Here is a 17603-nt window from a genome sequence, read left to right on the forward strand (position 1 = left end):
CCCATGCGTACTGCTTACAGCGTGGAGACCGTACGGGCCGCCGAGCGCGAGCTGATGGCACGGCTGCCCGCGGGCACCCTGATGCAGCGGGCCGCGGCCGGTCTGGCCGCCGCCTGCGCCGGGCTGCTGCCGCGGGTGTACGGGGCCCGGGTGGTGCTCCTGGCCGGGCCCGGGGACAACGGCGGCGACGCGCTGTACGCGGGGGCGCGGCTGGCCCGCCGGGGCGCCGGGGTGTGCGCGGTCCCGATGGATCCGCAGCGGATGCACGAAGGCGGACTGCGCGCGCTGCTGGCGGCCGGCGGCCGGGTCGCGGACCGCTTTCCGGACGGCCGGGTGGACCTGGTGCTCGACGGGCTGCTGGGCATCGGCGGGCGCGGCGGGCTGCGGCCGGCCGCGGCGGAGCTCGCCGCCCGGGCGGCGGCGGCCCGGGCCGGGGGCGCGCTGGTGGTCGCGGTGGACCTGCCGAGCGGGGTGGACGCGGACACGGGCGAGGTGGCGGGGCCGGTGGTCTCGGCCGACGCGACGGTGACTTTCGGGGCGTACAAGCCCGGGTTGCTGGTCGATCCGGGCGCCGGGCACGCGGGCGCGCTGCGGCTGGTGGACATCGGGCTGTCGTTCGGCACGCGGCCCGCGCTGGAGGCGCTGCAGTACCCGGACGTGGCCGCGCGGCTGCCGGAGCCGTCCGCGGCCAGCGACAAGTACCGGCGCGGTGTCGTCGGGGTGGTCGCGGGCTCGGCCCGCTACCCGGGCGCCGCGGTGCTCGCGGTCGCGGGCGCGCTGCGCGGCGGGGCCGGGGCCGTGCGGTACGTCGGACCCGCCGGCGCCGAGGTGCTGGCCCGCTACCCCGAGTCCCTGGTCGACGACGGCCCGCCCGGCCGCGCGGGCCGGGTCCAGGCGTGGGTGGTCGGACCCGGCCTGGGCGAGGGCCGGGGCGAGGTCGCCGAGCTCCTCGGCTCGGACGTCCCGCTGCTGATCGACGCGGACGGCCTGCGCGGGCTGGACCCGGAGGCCGTGCGGCGCCGTGCGGCCCCCACCCTGCTGACCCCGCACGCGGGCGAGGCGGCGGCGCTGCTGGGCGCGGCGCGCGACGAGGTCGAGTCCGCGCGGCTGGCGTCCGTCCGTACGCTGGCCGACCGGTACGGCGCGACGGTGCTGCTCAAGGGGTCCACGACGCTGGTGGCCGGTCCCGGCGGCGGGCCGGTACGCGTCAATCCGACGGGCACGCCCTGGCTCGCCACGGCGGGCAGCGGCGACGTCCTGTCCGGTCTCGGGGGCGCACTGCTGGCCGCGGGCCTGTCCGCGCCGGACGCCGGCTCGGTCGCCGCCCACCTCCACGGCCTGGCCGGCCGGCACGCCGCCGCGGGCGCCCCGGCCACCGCCCACGAGGTCGCGCTCGCCCTGCCCGCCGCCTGGCGGGACGCCAAGGCCCCCTGACCCGCCCGGCACCGGCTCGGTCCGCCGTCCGCCGCCCTGCCCGGCGGTCCTTCCGCGACCGCCGCGAGAGCCGGGCTCCGGCGGGCTGCGAGGGGCGGGGGCGCGGGCTCTGAGAGACTGGGCGCGATGAACGAGACATCGCATCCGCCCCGCGTACGCGCCGAGATCGATCTGGCCGCCGTGCGTCACAACGTGCGCGCGCTGCGCGACCGGGCGCCGCGGGCCCAGCTGATGGCCGTGGTGAAGGCCGACGGGTACGGGCACGGAGCCGTGCCCTGTGCGCGGGCCGCACTCCAGGCCGGAGCGACCTGGCTCGGCACCGCCACGCCGGACGAGGCGCTCGCCCTGCGCGCCGCCGGCATCGACGCGCGGGTGATGTGCTGGCTCTGGACGCCCGGCGGGCCGTGGCGGCAGGCCGTGGACGAGGGCATCGACATGGGTGTCAGCGGGATGTGGGCGCTCGACGAGGCGAAGGCGGCGGCGAAGGCCGCCGGCCGCACCGCCCGGGTGCAGCTCAAGGCGGACACCGGACTGGGCCGCAACGGCTGCCAGCCGCACGACTGGGCCGAGCTCGTCGGCGCCGCGCTCGCCGCGCAGGCCGAGGGGACCGTCGAGGTCACCGGCCTCTGGTCGCACTTCGCCTGCGCCGACGAGCCGGGCCACCCCTCGATCCGGCTGCAGCTCGACGTGTTCCGGGAGATGGTCGGCTACGCCGAGAAGGAGGGGCTCGACCCCGAGGTCCGGCACATCGCGAACTCCCCGGCGACCCTGACCCTGCCCGAGAGCCACTTCGACCTCGTCCGCCCCGGCCTGGGCGTGTACGGCGTGTCGCCCGCGCCCGAGCTGGGGACCTCCGAGCAGCTCGGACTGCGTCCCGCCATGTCCCTGAAGGCGGCCGTCGCCCTCGTCAAGGACGTGCCCGCCGGTCACGGCGTCAGCTACGGGCACCACTACGTCACGGAGGGCGAGACCTCCCTCGCGCTGATCCCGGCGGGCTACGCCGACGGCGTCCCGCGGCACGCCTCGGGCCGCGGCCCGGTGCTGGTCGGCGGCAAGGTGCGCACGGTGGCCGGCCGGGTGGCCATGGACCAGTTCGTGGTCGACGTCGGCAGCGACGACGTCCGTACCGGCGACGAGGCCGTGCTCTTCGGGCCGGGCGACGCCGGGGAGCCCACGGCCGAGGACTGGGCGCAGGCGTCCGGCACCATCGCCTACGAGATCGTGACGCGGATCGGCGGACGCGTCCCCCGCGTCTACCTCAACGGGTGACGTCCGCTGCCGGTGTACCGATGTGCAGGCGTGCGGACGGCCTGACCGAGGGGGAGTGAGGGTGCCGTGAGCGAGAACTGGCGCAGGGCCGGACTGGCCGGCGCCGCGATCGGCGTCATAGCCGCCGGCGCGGCCGCGGGCGTGGCCGTCGAGCGGCTCACCGTCGGCCGCGGCATCCGGATGAAGGCCCGCCTGGCCCTCGACGCCGCCGGGCCGTACGGGTCCCTGCGCGGCACGCCCGGCCGGGTGCGGGCCGAGGACGGCACCGCGCTCTACTACGAAACCGACGAGCCCGACGAGACCCCCGCGCAGGCGGAGCCCGCGCCGGCCAGGCGGAGGTTCCGGCGCAAGCCCGGCGCCCCCGCGGCCCCCCTCACCGTGGTCTTCTGCCACGGCTACTGCCTGAGCCAGGACGCCTGGCACTTCCAGCGGGCCGCGCTGCGCGGAGCCGTCCGCGCCGTCTACTGGGACCAGCGCAGCCACGGCCGCTCCGAGCGCGGGCTCGGGCAGGCCGACGGCGAGCCGGTCACGATCGACCTGCTGGGCCGCGACCTGAAGGCCGTGATCGACGCGGCGGCGCCCGAAGGCCCGCTGATCCTCGTCGGGCACTCCATGGGCGGTATGACGATCATGGCGCTGGGCGCGCAGTTCCCGGAACTGATCCGCGACCGGGTCGCCGCGGTGGCGTTCATCGGTACGTCGAGCGGCCGGCTCGGCGAGGTGACGTACGGGCTGCCGGCCGCCGGGATGGGCCTGGTGCGCCGGGTGCTGCCGGGCGTGCTGAAGGTGCTCGGCTCCGAGGTGGACCTCGTGGAGCGGGGACGGCGGGCGACGGCGGACCTCTTCGCGGGCACCATCAAGCGGTACTCCTTCGCCTCGAAGGACGTGGACCCCGCGGTCGCCAGGTTCGCCGAGCGGCTCATCGAGGCCACCCCGATCGACGTGGTCGCGGAGTTCTACCCGGCCTTCGAGCCGCACGACAAGACCGCCGACCTGTCGGTGTTCACGCAGGTGCCGGGCCTGGTGCTGGCCGGCGACAAGGACCTCATCACGCCCAGCGCGCACAGCGAGACCATCGCGGAGCAGCTCCCGGACGCCGAACTGACCGTCCTGCCGGACGCCGGGCACCTGGTGATGCTGGAGCACCCGGAGACCGTCACCGGGCGGCTGGCGGACCTGCTGGCCCGCGCCGGAGCCGGATCCGCAGCGGCTAACGTTGGCGCGTATGGAAGCACCGCACATCCGGCCCCCTGAGGCCGTCGCGCAGCCCGCCGCGCAGACCGCGCGGACCAGTACGCAGATCACCGTCGACTCCCCGCAGCGGATGCAGGACCTCGGGCGCCGGATCGCCGGGCTGCTGCGCCCGGGTGACCTGGTCCTGCTGACCGGCGAGCTGGGTGCCGGCAAGACCACCCTGACCCGCGGGCTCGGCGAGGGCCTGGGCGTCCGGGGCGCCGTGACCTCGCCGACCTTCGTGATCGCCCGGGTGCACCCGTCGCTGACCGGCGGTCCCGCGCTGGTGCACGTGGACGCGTACCGGCTCGGCGGCGGCCTCGACGAGATGGAGGACCTGGACCTCGACGTCTCGCTGCCGGAGTCCGTCATCGTCGTGGAGTGGGGCGACGGCAAGGTCGAGGAGCTGTCGGACGACCGCCTGCACGTGGTGATCGCGCGCGCCGTCGGGCACGAGGAGGTCCTCGACGACGTCCGTACGGTCTCGGTGACCGGCATCGGCGGCCGCTGGGCGGACGAGAAGCTCGCGGAGCTGGACGTTCCGTAACCGGCCGGGTGCGCAGGGATTCCGCTGCCGACAACTTGTCGGCAACATGTTGCGCCGGTGGTGACGGCCGTGGTGACATGGTAGCGAGACCTGGTTAGGTCTACCTAACTACGGCTTCCCGGGCCCAGGAGGCAGCCATGCCGGCACCAGAGCGCGAAGAAGTCCCCCGTACGACGCGGCCGCAGGCGCCGGGTGCGGCATCCGGCCGTTCCGGCGGCAGCGGCCTGCCGGGTCTGTCGGGCATGGCAGGGATGTCCGTCGGGGACCTGCTGGCGACCTGCGCGGCCGCGACGGCGGTGTCCACCCCGCCCGTGACGGCACGGCACCGGCCGCGGACGGACAACCCGAACAGCCCGAACAAGCCGCAATACCCGAAGAACCCGAAGACCGCGAAGAGCGCCGCCCCGGAGTCCGAGGCGGCGTGAGGGCGGGACGCGGGTGTCGTCCGTTCGGATGAGCCGCCGGGGCGCGGCCGCGCAGCCGCCGGGCGCGCCCTACGGAACGACGACGATCTTCGAGTTGATCGTCGCGAAGGTCCACATCGCGTCGCCGTCGGCGCGCGTCATGCGGATGCCGCCCGTCTTCTTGCGCGGATCGGGCTCCGGCAGCGAGCCGTCCACCCGTGCGCTGAAGCCGATGGTCACGCCGCCCACGCTCGCGAAGCGCACCACGTGCTCGATCGGCACGCCGTCCGAGCCGGTGATCTTGCCGGAGCGCGAGCCGACGATGTACGTGCCGGGGGTCGGGCTCACCGTGCTCGGCATGACGTCGAAGGTGCGCGGCTTGCCCTTGTCGCCGACGAGCCAGACCTGCCGGGCGCCGACGGAGTAGACGACCCGTACACCCGTGCCCGAGGCCGCGGGGACGGCCGTCGACTTCTGCCGGGCCTGCGGGGCGGCGGGGGCGCTGGGGGAGACCTTGCCGGGGGTGCGGCCGGCCGCCGGGTGCTCCGGTGCGCTCGCGGACGCCTGGTAGGCGAGGAAGCACACCGCGGCGACGGCCGCGGCGGTGAGCCCGGCCACGATTCCCGAGCTGCTGCGTGCCACCTTGTTCCGCCTCTCACGTCGCCCTGCGGGGTCCCCTGAAACCCCTGTGGTGACGGTAGCAGCCGGGGTGCGGCCCCACGGTCCCGCCATTGCGCGCCTGCCCGGAGTCGTAGGCTGTTCGCGTGCTCTTGCTCGCTGTAGATACCGCCACGCCCGCCGTCACCGTCGCCCTCCACGACGGCGAGTCCGTCCTCGCCGAGGCGAACCAGGTCGACGCCCGCCGCCACGGGGAGCTGCTGCTGCCCTCCGTCGACCGCGTGCTCGCCGAGGCCGGGGTGAAGCTCGACGCGGTGACCGGCATCGTCGTCGGGGTAGGACCCGGCCCGTACACCGGACTGCGGGTCGGCCTGGTCACGGCCGCCGCCTTCGCCTCCGCGCTCGGCGTACCCGTCCACGGCCTGTGCACGCTCGACGGCCTCGCGTACGCCGCCGGGGCCGCGGGCGTCGAGGGGCCGTTCGTCGTCGCCACCGACGCCCGCCGCAAGGAGGTGTACTGGGCCCGGTACGCCGACCCGCTCACCCGGGTCACCGACGCCGCGGTGGACCGGCCGGCCGACATCGCCGAGCAGGTGGCCGGGCTCCCGGCCGTCGGCGCGGGCGCGCTGCTCTACCCCGAGGTGTTCCCGGACGCGCGCGGCCCCGAGCACCAGTCGGCCGCCGCACTCGCCTCGATCGCCGCCGGGAAGCTCGCCCGCGGCGAGGCGTTCGTGAACGCCGGGGGCGTGCCGCCGCAGCCGATGTACCTGCGCCGCCCCGACGCGCAGGTGCCCAAGAACTACAAGGTGGTCACTCCCCAGTGACTTCCCACCCGTCGTCCGACCACCGCCCCGGGACGGCACCGTCACGCGGCGGCCCCCCTCGGTTGCGTGAGATGCGCTGGTGGGACATCGACCCGGTGCTGGAACTGGAACACGAGCTGTTCCCCGAGGACGCCTGGTCCGCGGGCATGTTCTGGTCCGAACTGGCCCATGCGCGCGGCCCGCACGCCACCCGCCGCTACGTGGTGGCGGAGGAGCTCCTAGCGGACGGCGGCGCCCGGCTGGTCGGGTACGCCGGGCTCGCCGCCGCCGGCGACCTGGGCGACGTACAGACCATCGCGGCGGCCCGCGACCAGTGGGGCACCGGGCTCGGCGCCCGGCTGCTCACCGACCTGCTGCGGGCGGCCACGGCCTTCGAATGCGCCGAGGTGCTGCTGGAGGTACGGGTGGACAACACCCGTGCGCAGCGGCTCTACGAGCGCTTCGGCTTCGAGCCGATCGGCTTCCGCCGCGGGTACTACCAGCCCGGCAACGTCGACGCCCTCGTGATGAGACTCTCCGATCCCGCACGTTCCGTAAGAAGTGAGAACCATGGCTGACGAACCCCTCGTCCTCGGCATCGAGACCTCCTGCGACGAGACCGGCGTCGGCATCGTCCGCGGACACACCCTGCTCGCGGACGCGGTCGCCTCCAGCGTCGACGAGCACGCCCGCTTCGGCGGTGTCGTGCCCGAGGTCGCCTCGCGCGCCCACCTGGAGGCGATGGTCCCGACCATCGAGCGGGCCCTGAAGGAAGCCGGAGTCAGCGCCAGGGACCTCGACGGCATCGCCGTCACCGCCGGTCCCGGGCTCGCGGGCGCCCTGCTGGTCGGCACCTCCGCCGCGAAGGCGTACGCGTACGCCCTCGGCAAGCCCCTGTACGGCGTCAACCACCTGGCCTCGCACATCTGCGTGGACCAGCTCGAGCACGGGGCGCTGCCCGAGCCGACGATGGCGCTGCTGGTGTCCGGCGGGCACTCCTCGCTGCTGCTGGCCCCGGACATCACCAGTGACGTACGGCCGCTCGGCGCGACCATCGACGACGCGGCGGGCGAGGCCTTCGACAAGATCGCCCGCGTGCTGAACCTCGGCTTCCCCGGCGGCCCGGTCATCGACCGGCTCGCGAAGGAGGGCGACCCGGCGGCGATCAACTTCCCGCGCGGGCTGACCGGGCCGCGCGACGCCGCGTACGACTTCTCCTTCTCGGGGCTCAAGACGGCGGTGGCCCGCTGGATCGAGGCGAAGCGCAATGCCGGCGAGGAGGTCCCGGTGCGCGACGTGGCCGCGTCCTTCCAGGAAGCGGTGGTGGACGTGCTCACCCGCAAGGCGATCCGCGCCTGCAAGGACGAGGGCGTCGACCACCTGATGATCGGCGGCGGGGTGGCGGCCAACTCCCGGCTGCGCTCGCTGGCGCAGGAGCGCTGCGACGACGCGGGGATCGTCCTGCGGGTGCCCCGGCCGAAGCTGTGCACCGACAACGGCGCGATGGTCGCGGCCCTCGGCGCCGAGATGGTGGCGCGCAACCGGCCGGCCTCGGACTGGGACCTGTCGGCGGACTCCTCGCTGCCGGTGACCGATCCGCACGTGCCGGGCACGGGGCACTCGCACGGCCACGGGCGCTCGCACGGGCACGACCACGACCACGTGCACGAGCTCAGCAAGGACAACCTGTACTCATGAGCACCACGGTCGCCCTGATGTGGGAGGCCCGGGCCGCGGCCGGCCGGGGCAACGAGCTCCTGGAGTGGGCCCGCGCCCAGGTGCTGGCCGCGGACCCGGTCCGGCGCGAGATCTTCAGCGCGCCCGGCGACCGGGTCCTGGTGATCACCTGGTGGGAGGCGGCGAGCCTCACCGCGGACCTGCCCGAACTCCCCGAGCCCGCAGCCGATCTGATCACCCGTCCGGTGCACCGCTGGCGCTTCGAGTCGGCCGGTGTGAGCTAGTCCGCCGGGGAGCTGCAGCAGGTCGCGTACCGGCCATGCGGAGTGCCGGTCCGGGGGCGGCGGGGGCCGCTATGGTCATGCGCATGCCGTGCCGCCCCCTGCTGCATCTGCCGCCGCCCCCGCCTCCCGCGCACCTGCGCGGCTGGCCGGATCCGGCCGCGTGGCGGGCCGAGCGGGCCGCCGCGCTGGCGGAGTTGGTGCGGCACGGCCTCGGCGCCGGACGGCTCTTACTGCTGTGGCTGGTCGCGGCGGTCTTCGCACTCGGCTGGTCGTTCCTGGGGATGGCCCTGCTGGCCTTCGAGCAGGGCGACCGCGGCGAGCGCCTCGTCGGCCTGGTGTTCCTCGCGCTCGGCGTCGGCGTGCTGGTGCCCGCCGGCTGCTGGGCGGCCGCCTCGGCGCGCCGCGACCGGGAGGTGCGCCGGCTGCTCGGCGCGTGGGCCGTGGCGGACCGGGACCCGGCCGCCGACGCCGGGCTGCGCGCCCCCGGCCGCAGCCTGGGCTGGCTGCTGTCGTCGTTAGGGCTGTGCGCGCTCGGACTCTGGGTGACCTTCGACGTATCGGTCTCGGCCCGGCCGGGCGAGGACACGTACGGCACGGTCGCCTTCTGCATGGGCCTCGGGATGATCCTGTGGGTCACCGGCCTGCTCGGCGTCGCGCGGGCCGCGGCGCACTACCGCTGGGCGCTGCGGGTCTGCGCCCCCGGGGTGCCGGTCACCCGGCGGCTGCCTCCGCCGGCCCGCCGATCAGCATCGAAGGAGCACCCGCCACCCGGGTGAGGAAGACCGTCGCGGAGTTGCGGCCCTGCGGCTTGACCTTCTTGCGCAGTTCCTCGGGCTCGATGGCCGAACCCCGCTTCTTGACCGTGAGGATGCCGACCTCGCGCTCGCGCAGCAGCGCCTTGAGCTTCTTCAGGTTGAACGGCAGCACGTCGGTGATCTCGTACGCCGTGGCGTACGGCGTCGGGCGCAGGGTGTCGGCGGTGATGTACGCGATCGTCGGGTCGATCAGGCGGCCGTCCAGCGCGGCGGCGGCCTCGGCGACCAGGTGCGCGCGGATCACGGCGCCGTCCGGTTCGTAGAGGTAGCGGCCGACCGGTCCGGGCTCGGGGTCGGGCAGCGGGTCGGCGGTCGCGAGCGAGTCGCCCTGCGGGAGCAGGGTCGCGCGGACGGTGCCGGGCGCGGTGCCGAACCAGAGCACGGCCTCCTTCACGTCTCCGTGGTCGGAGATCCACTCGGCCTCCGCCTCGGCGGGCACGGCCTCGTGCGGGATGCCCGGGGCGATCTTGATGGCGGCGTGCCGCGCCGTGCGGGCGGCCTCGACGGCCCAGGACAGCGGCGGGGAGTACGCCTCGGGGTCGAAGGTGCGGCCGCGGCCGCCGCGGCGGGCCGGGTCCAGGAACACGGCGTCGTACGCGCCGGTTCCGACCTCGGTCACATCGGCCTCGCGCACCTCGACCAGGTCGGCCAGCCCGAGCGCGCCGACGTTGGCGCGGGCCACGGCGACGGTCAGCGGGTCGCGGTCCACGGCGAGGACGCGGATGCCCGCGCGGGCCAGCGCGAGGGCGTCGCCGCCGATGCCGCAGCACAGGTCGGCCACGCTGCGCACCCCGAGGCCGGCCAGCCGCCGGGCGCGGTACGCGGCCACGGAGGCGCGGGTGGCCATCTCGACGCCCCCCGGCGTGAAGTACATCCGGTACGCGTCCTCGGCGCCGAACTTGACCGCCGCGCGCTGGCGCAGCCGGGCCTGGCCCAGGGCGGCGGAGACCAGTTCGGCGGGGTGGTCGCGGCGCAGCCGGGTGGCGGTCGCGAGTTCCTTCGCCGGGTCGTGGTCCCGCAGTTCGGCGAGGAGGGACTGGCCCTCGTCGGACAGCAGGGCGGCGAAGGCATCGAGGTCGTTCACCGGATCATTGTCGGCCAGTCGGAGGAAGGAACGCGCCGGGCCGCGTCTTCTTCAGGGTGTCGCGCCGCTCCGGGGATCTTTCTGGTGACAGGATGCGGCGCCATGCAGCTAGTACGACAAAACGAACAAACGGGACCCATTGGTGGCGTGCGCGGCCGGTTCGGGGTGGCGCTGGCCGCGCTCCTGGTGGCCGCCCTCGGCACGGCCTGCGGGTCGGGCGACCAGGCGGCGGAAGAGAAGGCGGCCCGCGAGAAGGCGGCGAAGGCGAAGGCCCTCGGCGGCCCCGTCGGCGCCCCCGGCTCCGCGGCCCGGCTCAAGCAGGCCGAGGCGGCACGCGTGGCCGCCGCCAAGCGCTGGGGTCTGGCCAGGACGCCGCTCCTCGCGCCCCCGGCACCCAAGGAGAAGCCCGAGATCACCACGCGGGACGGCTTCGAGGTCGAGGACGGCGAGGACCTCCCGCCGGTCTTCACCACCGTGCCGACCGAGGAGAAGATCGTCTTCCTGACGATCGACGACGGCGCCGAGAAGGACCCGGAGTTCCTGCGCATGATGCAGGAGCTGAGGATCCCGTACAGCGCCTTCCTCAGCGACTACCTCGTCCGCGACGACTACGCCTACTTCAAGAAGATGCAGGGCCACGGCGTCACGCTGAACAACCACACGCTCAACCACCGCTACATGCCGGCGCTGCCGTACGAGAAGCAGCGCCAGGAGATCTGCGGCCAGCAGGACACCATCCAGAAGCAGTTCGGCAAGCGCCCGGCGCTCTTCCGGCCGCCGTACGGCAACTACAACCAGGACACCCTGCGCGCGGCGAAGTCCTGCGGGGTCAAGGCCGTGCCGCTGTGGAACGCCGAGGTGTTCCCCGACCGGATGGACTGGCGGGAGTGGGACCGCGACCTGCACCCCGGAGACATCATCCTCACGCACTTCCGGGGGCGGGAGGACTGGAAGGGCACCATGCCTGACATGATCCGTCAGGTCATGAAGACCGTCACGGCGAAGGGGTACGCCGTGGCCCGCCTGGAGGACTACTTGTGAACCACGCGCGCCGGTTGACGGCCGGAACGCTGGCGGCCGGCGCGCTCGCGCTCTCGCTCGGCATGACCGGGTGTGCGCAGAGCGTCGATCCGATCGAGCGGCTCGGCCGCAAGGCGACGGCCGAGGTCACGGGGGGACGGGGCCCGGGGCCGACGTCCCCGGCGCCGTCCGCGTCCACGGCGCCGCCGCCGGCCGCGCCGGACGCCCACCGGCGATGGGGGCTGTCCGAGCCGCTGGAGTTCGCGCCGAAACCGGACCGCAGGCCGGTGCTGCCCGCGGCGGGAGCGGGGCGGGTGCCGGTCGTGGACCGCATACCCGTCCCGGCGGGGGAGAAGACCGTCTTCCTCACCTTCGACGACGGCGCCGAGCGCGACCCGCAGTTCCTCAAGATGGCGGCCGACCTGAAGCTGCCGATCAGCATGTTCCTGACGGACAGCGTGGCCGCGCCCGGGTACGGGCACTTCCGGAAGCTGCGGGACCTGGGCACGGGCAGCGCGGTACAGAACCACTCGCTGACGCACCCGAACATGCGGACCCTGTCGTTCGGGGAGCAGAAGGCCCAGATATGCGGCCAGCAGCAGCGCTTGAAGGAACGATTCGGCGAGCAGCCGCGGCTGTTCCGCCCACCGTTCGGCAACTACAACGACGACACGCTGCGCGCGGCGGCCGAGTGCGGGGTCTCCTCCGTCGTCCTGTGGCGGGCGTCGATGCAGATACACAACCTGCGCTACGCCGAGGGCGACGGCCTGAAGCCGGGGGACATCGTGCTGGCGCACTTCCGCGGGCCCGGCGAGCTCAAGGGCTCGACGATCACCGAGATGACCACCCGGATGCTCAGGAAGATCCAGGAGCAGGGGTACCGGATAGGGCGCCTGGAGGACTACCTGTAGGGCACGGGCCGCCCGGCAGTACCCTCAGGCCACCAGGGCCGGGTCCGGTGAGCGTTCCGGCGACGGGTCCGGGGGGTCCGGCATGTCGGCGTCGGCCTCGCGCTGCCGCTCCGCGCTGTCGCTGATGCGCAGCAGCAGGGCGATCATGATCCAGTTGGCCACCAGTGAGGACCCCCCCTTCGCGAGGAACGGGAGCGCCTTGCCGGTGAGCGGGATCAGGCCCGTGACGCCGCCGGCCACCACGAACACCTGGAGCGCGAGGGCGGAGGCCAGGCCGACCGCGAGCAGCTTGCCGAACGGGTCGCGTGCGCCGAGCGCCATCCGCAGGCCCCGCTGGACCAGCAGCCCGTAGATCAGCAGCACCGCCATGACGCCCGCGAGGCCCAGCTCCTCGCCCACGGTGGTGAGGATGAAGTCCGAGCGCGCCGCGAAGCCGATCTGCTCCGGGTGCCCGAGCCCCAGGCCGGTGCCGGTGATCCCGCCGGTGCCGAAGCTGAACAGCGCCTGCGCCGACTGGTCCGAGACGATGCCCGGCGGCCGCTGCTCCGGCGGCAGGAAGATCGCCATGGGCTCCAGCCAGGCCGCGATGCGCCCCTTGACGTGCGGCTCGGTGGACCCGACCACGAAGGCGCCGGCCGAGGCCATCAGCAGACCGCAGACGATCCAGCTGGTGCGCTCGGTGGCGACGTACAGCATCACCACGAAGACGCCGAAGAAGATCAGCGACGTGCCGAGGTCGCGCTCGAAGACCAGCACCAGCAGCGACACGATCCAGACCGTGACGAGCGGCGCCAGCTGGCGGCCGGGCGGCAGCCGCATCCCGAGGAACCGGCGGCCCGTCAGGGCCAGCGCGTCCCGGTGGATGACCAGGTAGCCCGCGAAGAACACCGAGATCATGATCTTCACGAACTCGCCGGGCTGGAGGGACTGCCCGGCGATGGTGATCCACCGCTTGGCGCCGTACTGGTCGGCGCCGAAGAACGCGGGCGCGATCAGCAGCAGCAGCGCGACGGCCATCGTGAGGTAGATGTACCGCTGGAGGAGCCGGTGGTCCCGCAGGAGCGCCACCACCCCGATGCAGATCGCGACGCCGATGACCGTCCAGAGAAGCTGGCCGGGGGCGTTCGCGGCCGCGCTCTCGAACTTCTCGACGTACGTCTGGTCGAGCCGAGCCAGCAGCACCAGTCCGACGCCGGACAGCAGCAGCGCCAGCGGCAGGATCAGCGGGTCGGCGTACGCCGCGAACCGGCGCACGCCCAGGTGCCCCACCAGTGCGAGCAGCGTCATGCTGATCGTGAAGCCGGTGAGGTTCGACGGGAGTGCGTCGTTCATCGCCAGGCCCACGCTCGCGTGGCCGAACACCGTGATCGCTACGACGAAGGCCAGCAGCAGGGCCTCGGTACGGCGGCGCGCCCCTGCCGGCGTCCGGGGCGTCAGGGTCAGTCCGCGCACGGTTCGCCGCCGTCGGTGGGCCCTGTCTGTTCGGCCGTGAGGCGCTTTGGATTCATATCGGTTAGGACGTTTATGTCCTTGTGGTGGTTCCGGGTTTCGGGCCGGGGAGTGCTGGGCAGGGCCCCGGGGGTGCCGGGCGGGGGAGGGTCCCGCAGTGGCCGATCTCCCGCGGATCGCGCAACGCCAAGCGCACTGAATTGGCACTCCGCTTGACCGAGTGCTAATCGCCGGAATAGTCTCGGGCCTGGCACTCGCCACTGGTGAGTGCCAACACAGCGACGGGCAGGTCCGGCACCCGCGACGACGGATCCACCTGGTCGCCACCTCAGACAGTTAACCCCGTGAGATCTCCGAAGGGGGAGGTCGGATCGTGACGACCGCCAGCTCCAAGGTTGCCATCAAGCCGCTCGAGGACCGCATTGTGGTCCAGCCGCTCGACGCCGAGCAGACCACGGCCTCTGGCCTGGTTATCCCGGACACCGCGAAGGAGAAGCCCCAGGAGGGCGTCGTCCTCGCCGTGGGCCCGGGTCGCTTCGAGGACGGTCAGCGCCTGCCGCTCGACGTCTCCGTCGGCGACATCGTGCTGTACAGCAAGTACGGCGGCACCGAGGTGAAGTACAGCGGCGAGGAGTACCTCGTCCTCTCGGCTCGCGACGTGCTCGCGATCGTCGAGAAGTAAGTCACCCGAGTAATACCGAGCAAGAGTTTTTGCTTTGAGCTGCGCCCCTGGTCACCCCGCTGATTGCCGGGCGGCGAGGGGCGCAGTTCGTTAAGACGAGTTTTCGAGAGGGCTGAACCGCTCCCATGGCGAAGATCCTGAAGTTCGACGAGGACGCCCGTCGCGCCCTCGAGCGCGGCGTCAACAAGCTTGCCGACACGGTCAAGGTGACGATCGGCCCCAAGGGCCGCAACGTCGTCATCGACAAGAAGTTCGGCGCCCCCACCATCACCAACGACGGTGTCACCATCGCCCGCGAGGTCGAGCTGGACGACCCGTACGAGAACCTGGGCGCGCAGCTGGTGAAGGAGGTGGCGACCAAGACCAACGACATCGCGGGTGACGGCACCACCACCGCCACCGTGCTGGCGCAGGCGCTGGTCCGCGAGGGTCTGCGCAACGTCGCCGCCGGCGCGTCCCCGGCCGCCCTGAAGAAGGGCATCGACGCCGCGGTCAAGGCCGTCTCCGACGAGCTCCTCGCGACCGCCCGTCCGATCGAGGACAAGTCCGACATCGCCGCCGTGGCCGCGCTCTCCGCGCAGGACCAGCAGGTCGGCGAGCTCATCGCCGAGGCGATGGACAAGGTCGGCAAGGACGGTGTCATCACCGTCGAGGAGTCCAACACCTTCGGCCTGGAGCTGGAGTTCACCGAGGGCATGGCCTTCGACAAGGGCTACCTCTCGCCGTACATGGTCTCCGACCAGGAGCGTATGGAGGCCGTCCTCGACGACCCGTACATCCTGATCAACCAGGGCAAGATCTCCTCCATCCAGGACCTCCTGCCGCTGCTGGAGAAGGTCATCCAGGCGGGTGGCTCCAAGCCGCTGCTGATCATCGCCGAAGACGTCGAGGGCGAGGCGCTCTCCACCCTCGTCGTCAACAAGATCCGTGGCACCTTCAACGCCGTCGCCGTCAAGGCGCCCGGCTTCGGTGACCGCCGCAAGGCGATGCTGCAGGACATGGCCACCCTCACCGGTGCCACCGTCATCGCCGAGGAGGTCGGCCTCAAGCTCGACCAGGCCGGTCTGGACGTGCTGGGCTCCGCCCGCCGCGTGACCGTCTCCAAGGACGACACGACCATCGTCGACGGTGGCGGCAGCCACGACGAGGTCGTCGGCCGCGTCAACCAGATCAAGGCCGAGATCGAGTCCACGGACTCCGACTGGGACCGCGAGAAGCTGCAGGAGCGCCTGGCGAAGCTCGCCGGCGGCGTCTGCGTCATCAAGGTCGGCGCCGCCACCGAGGTGGAGCTGAAGGAGAAGAAGCACCGTCTGGAGGACGCCATCTCCGCGACCCGCGCCGCGGTCGAGGAGGGCATCGTCTCCGGTGGTGGCTCCGCTCTGGTCCACGCCGTCAAGGTCCTCGAGGGCAACCTCGGCAAGACCGGCGACGAGGCCACCGGTGTGGCGGTCGTCCGCCGCGCCGCCGTCGAGCCGCTGCGCTGGATCGCCGAGAACGCCGGCCTCGAGGGCTACGTCATCACCTCGAAGGTCGCCGAGCTCGACAAGGGCCAGGGCTTCAACGCCGCCACCGGCGAGTACGGCGACCTGGTGAAGGCCGGCGTCATCGACCCGGTCAAGGTCACCCGCTCCGCCCTGGAGAACGCCGCCTCCATCGCCTCCCTGCTGCTCACGACCGAGACCCTGGTCGTCGAGAAGCCGGCCGAGGAAGAGGGCGACGGCCACGGTCACGGCCACGGCCACGGCCACAGCCACTGACCTCCGGTCGGGCTGACACACGCGAAAGGCCCCCGTCCCGTCCGCTTCGCGCGGAGGGGCGGGGGCCTTCCCGCGTTACATGGCGCCCAGCTGGCGCATGAGGCCCATGGCGTCGAAGTGCCACCAGCCCTCGGCGATCATGCCGTCCTCGCAGCGGAAGGTCGTGCTGCCGGTCATCGTGCACGTCTTGCCCGTCGGGGCCATGCCCTGGAACTCGCCCTTGTGCATGCCGGTCCAGGTCCACAGCGTGGTGACGTAGTCGCCTTCGGCGACCTGCGCGTCCTTGGTGAAGCTGAAGTCGAAGGCGTCCCGCCAGCCCTTCACGTCCTCCTTGATGACGTCCCGGCCGGTGACGCTCTCCGCTTCCTTCATGATGTCGTGGTCGATGTACCCGGGCGCGAAGACCTCGTCGATGACGTCGTACTTCCCCTGGGTGGCGACCTCGTCGAACATCCTGTCCACCATGAGCTTGTTGAGGTGCTCGTCGCGGACGACGTCCAGGTTGGTGAAGGTGGGCATTCCCTCGCAGAGCGCCACCATCTCCTGGAACATCGTGTCCGTCTCCGGGAGATGAGAGTTCTTCATGGCGTCTTCGTACGACGGGAATTCGACCACGTCCACGTAGTGGTCCTCGGCCTCGCGGTCCCTGCCGACGATGCTGTGGGTCACCGTGCGCTTGCCCTGGCTCTGGCTGACGTACCGGTCCAGCAACTGGTTGAGGTCGTCGGCCCGCCGGGTTCGGTAATCGATTATTTGTACGAATGTCATGGCGTCTCCCGGGCTCGAAAGGACACGTCCATTCTAGTGATTTCGGGTGATACCGGCTGGTTCTAGGACGGTCCGTACTTGCGGCCCGTGCGCGAGGACACCCCGCCCAGCAGCCCGCGCGGAGTCAGCTTCACGACACCCATCAGCGCCTTGTACCGCGGGTCCGGGATCGAGACCGTCTTGCCGCGCGCCAGGTCGGCCAGGGCGGCGGCGACCAGCTTGTCCGCGTCCAGCCACATCCAGTTGGGGATGTTGTCGGTCCCCATGCCGGCCCGCTCGTGGAATTCCGTACGCACGAACCCGGGGCACAGCGCCATCAGCCGGACCCCGGAGCCGGCGAGGTCCCTCGCCGCGCCCTGGGTGAACTGCACGACCCACGCCTTGCTCGCGCCGTACGTACCGCGCGGTACGAAGGCCGCCACCGAGGCGACGTTGACGATGCCGCCGCGCCCGCGTACCCGCATGCTCTCCGAGGCGGCCGAGGTCAGCCGCAGCACCGCCTCCACGTGCACCTTCAACATGGTCAGCTCGTCGGCCATGGAGACTTCGAGGTACCGGCCCTTGTTGCCGAAGCCGGCGTTGTTGACCAGCAGGTCCACCGGGTCCCGGCGGTCCGCGAGCCGGGTCTCGACCGCCGCGATGCCCTCTTCCGCGGACAGGTCCGCGGCGAGCACCTCGGCCTCGACCCCGTGGCGGTCGTGGAGCTCGGTCGCCTGCTCGCGCAGCCGCTTGGTGTCGCGGGCCACGAGGACGAGGTTGTTCCCCTGGGCGGCCAGCAGCCGTGCGAAGGCGGCGCCGATGCCCGCCGTGGAACCCGTAATCAGAGCAGTCGTCATACGGGCAACCTA

Annotated in this window: 19 protein-coding genes; 14 read left to right on the top strand and 5 right to left on the bottom strand. The window is 72.9% G+C overall.

Annotation, left to right across the window (positions count from 1 at the left end; all coding sequences use genetic code 11):
• The first annotated feature begins 3 nt into the window (after positions 1–3).
• The 5 genes from ACZ7H1_RS06825 (at position 4) to ACZ7H1_RS06845 (ending at position 4908) form a co-directional block, all read left to right on the top strand.
• Positions 4–1434 (top strand): NAD(P)H-hydrate dehydratase, encoded by a 1431-nt coding sequence (locus ACZ7H1_RS06825; protein ID WP_470784343.1) that lies wholly within the window; start codon positions 4–6, stop codon positions 1432–1434.
• Positions 1435–1560: 126 nt separating this feature from the next.
• Positions 1561–2703: an alanine racemase gene (gene alr, locus ACZ7H1_RS06830; RefSeq protein ID WP_470784345.1), complete on the top strand. Its 1143-nt coding sequence runs from the start codon at positions 1561–1563 to the stop codon at positions 2701–2703.
• Between the two features lie 66 nt (positions 2704–2769).
• The gene (locus ACZ7H1_RS06835; RefSeq protein WP_470784347.1) at positions 2770–3957 is read left to right on the top strand and encodes an alpha/beta fold hydrolase; all 1188 of its coding nucleotides are present in this window, start codon (positions 2770–2772) and stop codon (positions 3955–3957) included.
• Positions 3929–4483 (top strand): tRNA (adenosine(37)-N6)-threonylcarbamoyltransferase complex ATPase subunit type 1 TsaE, encoded by a 555-nt coding sequence (tsaE, locus tag ACZ7H1_RS06840; protein ID WP_470784349.1) that lies wholly within the window; start codon positions 3929–3931, stop codon positions 4481–4483. Before ACZ7H1_RS06835 ends, tsaE begins: the two co-directional genes overlap by 29 nt.
• Before the next feature lie 137 nt (positions 4484–4620).
• On the top strand, positions 4621–4908 hold the full coding sequence (locus tag ACZ7H1_RS06845; RefSeq protein ID WP_470784350.1) for a hypothetical protein: 288 nt from the start codon (positions 4621–4623) through the stop codon (positions 4906–4908).
• Positions 4909–4977: 69 nt separating this feature from the next.
• Here the strand turns inward: ACZ7H1_RS06845 and ACZ7H1_RS06850 are convergent, their stop codons facing one another.
• The gene (locus ACZ7H1_RS06850) at positions 4978–5529 is read right to left on the bottom strand and encodes a hypothetical protein (protein WP_470784352.1); all 552 of its coding nucleotides are present in this window, start codon (positions 5527–5529) and stop codon (positions 4978–4980) included.
• Positions 5530–5651: 122 nt separating this feature from the next.
• Between ACZ7H1_RS06850 and tsaB the strand changes: the two genes are divergently transcribed.
• From tsaB to ACZ7H1_RS06875, 5 genes are all read left to right on the top strand, one after another.
• Entirely contained in the window at positions 5652–6329 is a 678-nt protein-coding gene (tsaB, locus tag ACZ7H1_RS06855; RefSeq protein WP_470784354.1) for a tRNA (adenosine(37)-N6)-threonylcarbamoyltransferase complex dimerization subunit type 1 TsaB, read from the top strand.
• Positions 6330–6400: 71 nt separating this feature from the next.
• Positions 6401–6886 carry a ribosomal protein S18-alanine N-acetyltransferase gene (gene rimI / locus ACZ7H1_RS06860; protein WP_470784356.1) on the top strand — a complete coding sequence of 162 codons (486 nt, stop codon included), beginning with the start codon at positions 6401–6403 and terminating at the stop codon, positions 6884–6886.
• Complete coding sequence (gene tsaD, locus ACZ7H1_RS06865) at positions 6879–8006, top strand: tRNA (adenosine(37)-N6)-threonylcarbamoyltransferase complex transferase subunit TsaD (RefSeq protein WP_470784358.1); 1128 nt, start codon at positions 6879–6881, stop codon at positions 8004–8006. Before rimI ends, tsaD begins: the two co-directional genes overlap by 8 nt.
• On the top strand, positions 8003–8269 hold the full coding sequence (locus ACZ7H1_RS06870; RefSeq protein WP_470784359.1) for a hypothetical protein: 267 nt from the start codon (positions 8003–8005) through the stop codon (positions 8267–8269). The genes tsaD and ACZ7H1_RS06870 overlap by 4 nt, the downstream gene beginning before the upstream one ends.
• A gap of 83 nt (positions 8270–8352) precedes the next feature.
• Complete coding sequence (locus ACZ7H1_RS06875) at positions 8353–9045, top strand: hypothetical protein (protein ID WP_470784361.1); 693 nt, start codon at positions 8353–8355, stop codon at positions 9043–9045.
• Here ACZ7H1_RS06875 and ACZ7H1_RS06880 read toward each other — a convergent pair.
• On the bottom strand, positions 8981–10168 hold the full coding sequence (locus tag ACZ7H1_RS06880) for a THUMP-like domain-containing protein (protein ID WP_470784362.1): 1188 nt from the start codon (positions 10166–10168) through the stop codon (positions 8981–8983). The two genes, ACZ7H1_RS06875 and ACZ7H1_RS06880, sit on opposite strands and share 65 nt — an antisense overlap.
• A gap of 102 nt (positions 10169–10270) precedes the next feature.
• Between ACZ7H1_RS06880 and ACZ7H1_RS06885 the strand changes: the two genes are divergently transcribed.
• A complete protein-coding gene (locus ACZ7H1_RS06885; protein WP_470784364.1) occupies positions 10271–11209 on the top strand; it encodes a polysaccharide deacetylase family protein in 939 nt (312 codons plus the stop codon).
• Between the two features lie 14 nt (positions 11210–11223).
• Positions 11224–12099: a polysaccharide deacetylase family protein gene (locus ACZ7H1_RS06890; protein WP_470784450.1), complete on the top strand. Its 876-nt coding sequence runs from the start codon at positions 11224–11226 to the stop codon at positions 12097–12099.
• 24 nt (positions 12100–12123) lie between these two features.
• On the opposite strand, the gene ACZ7H1_RS06895 is transcribed toward ACZ7H1_RS06890, so the two are convergent.
• Complete coding sequence (locus ACZ7H1_RS06895) at positions 12124–13551, bottom strand: FtsW/RodA/SpoVE family cell cycle protein (protein WP_470784365.1); 1428 nt, start codon at positions 13549–13551, stop codon at positions 12124–12126.
• 370 nt (positions 13552–13921) lie between these two features.
• On the opposite strand from ACZ7H1_RS06895, the gene groES reads away from it, so the two are divergent.
• Positions 13922–14230, top strand: a complete 309-nt coding sequence (groES, locus tag ACZ7H1_RS06900) for a co-chaperone GroES (protein WP_030230757.1) — start codon at positions 13922–13924, stop codon at positions 14228–14230.
• Between the two features lie 125 nt (positions 14231–14355).
• The gene (groL, locus tag ACZ7H1_RS06905; RefSeq protein WP_470784368.1) at positions 14356–15987 is read left to right on the top strand and encodes a chaperonin GroEL; all 1632 of its coding nucleotides are present in this window, start codon (positions 14356–14358) and stop codon (positions 15985–15987) included.
• Between the two features lie 75 nt (positions 15988–16062).
• On the opposite strand, the gene ACZ7H1_RS06910 is transcribed toward groL, so the two are convergent.
• Both ACZ7H1_RS06910 and ACZ7H1_RS06915 read right to left on the bottom strand, forming a co-directional pair.
• Positions 16063–16755 carry an ester cyclase gene (locus ACZ7H1_RS06910; protein WP_470784370.1) on the bottom strand — a complete coding sequence of 231 codons (693 nt, stop codon included), beginning with the start codon at positions 16753–16755 and terminating at the stop codon, positions 16063–16065.
• A 62-nt stretch (positions 16756–16817) separates the two neighbouring features.
• Entirely contained in the window at positions 16818–17591 is a 774-nt protein-coding gene (locus ACZ7H1_RS06915; RefSeq protein WP_470784372.1) for an SDR family NAD(P)-dependent oxidoreductase, read from the bottom strand.
• Between the last annotated feature and the right edge of the window lie 12 nt (positions 17592–17603).

The sequence above is a fragment of the Streptomyces sp. NPDC037401 genome (assembly GCF_055602345.1).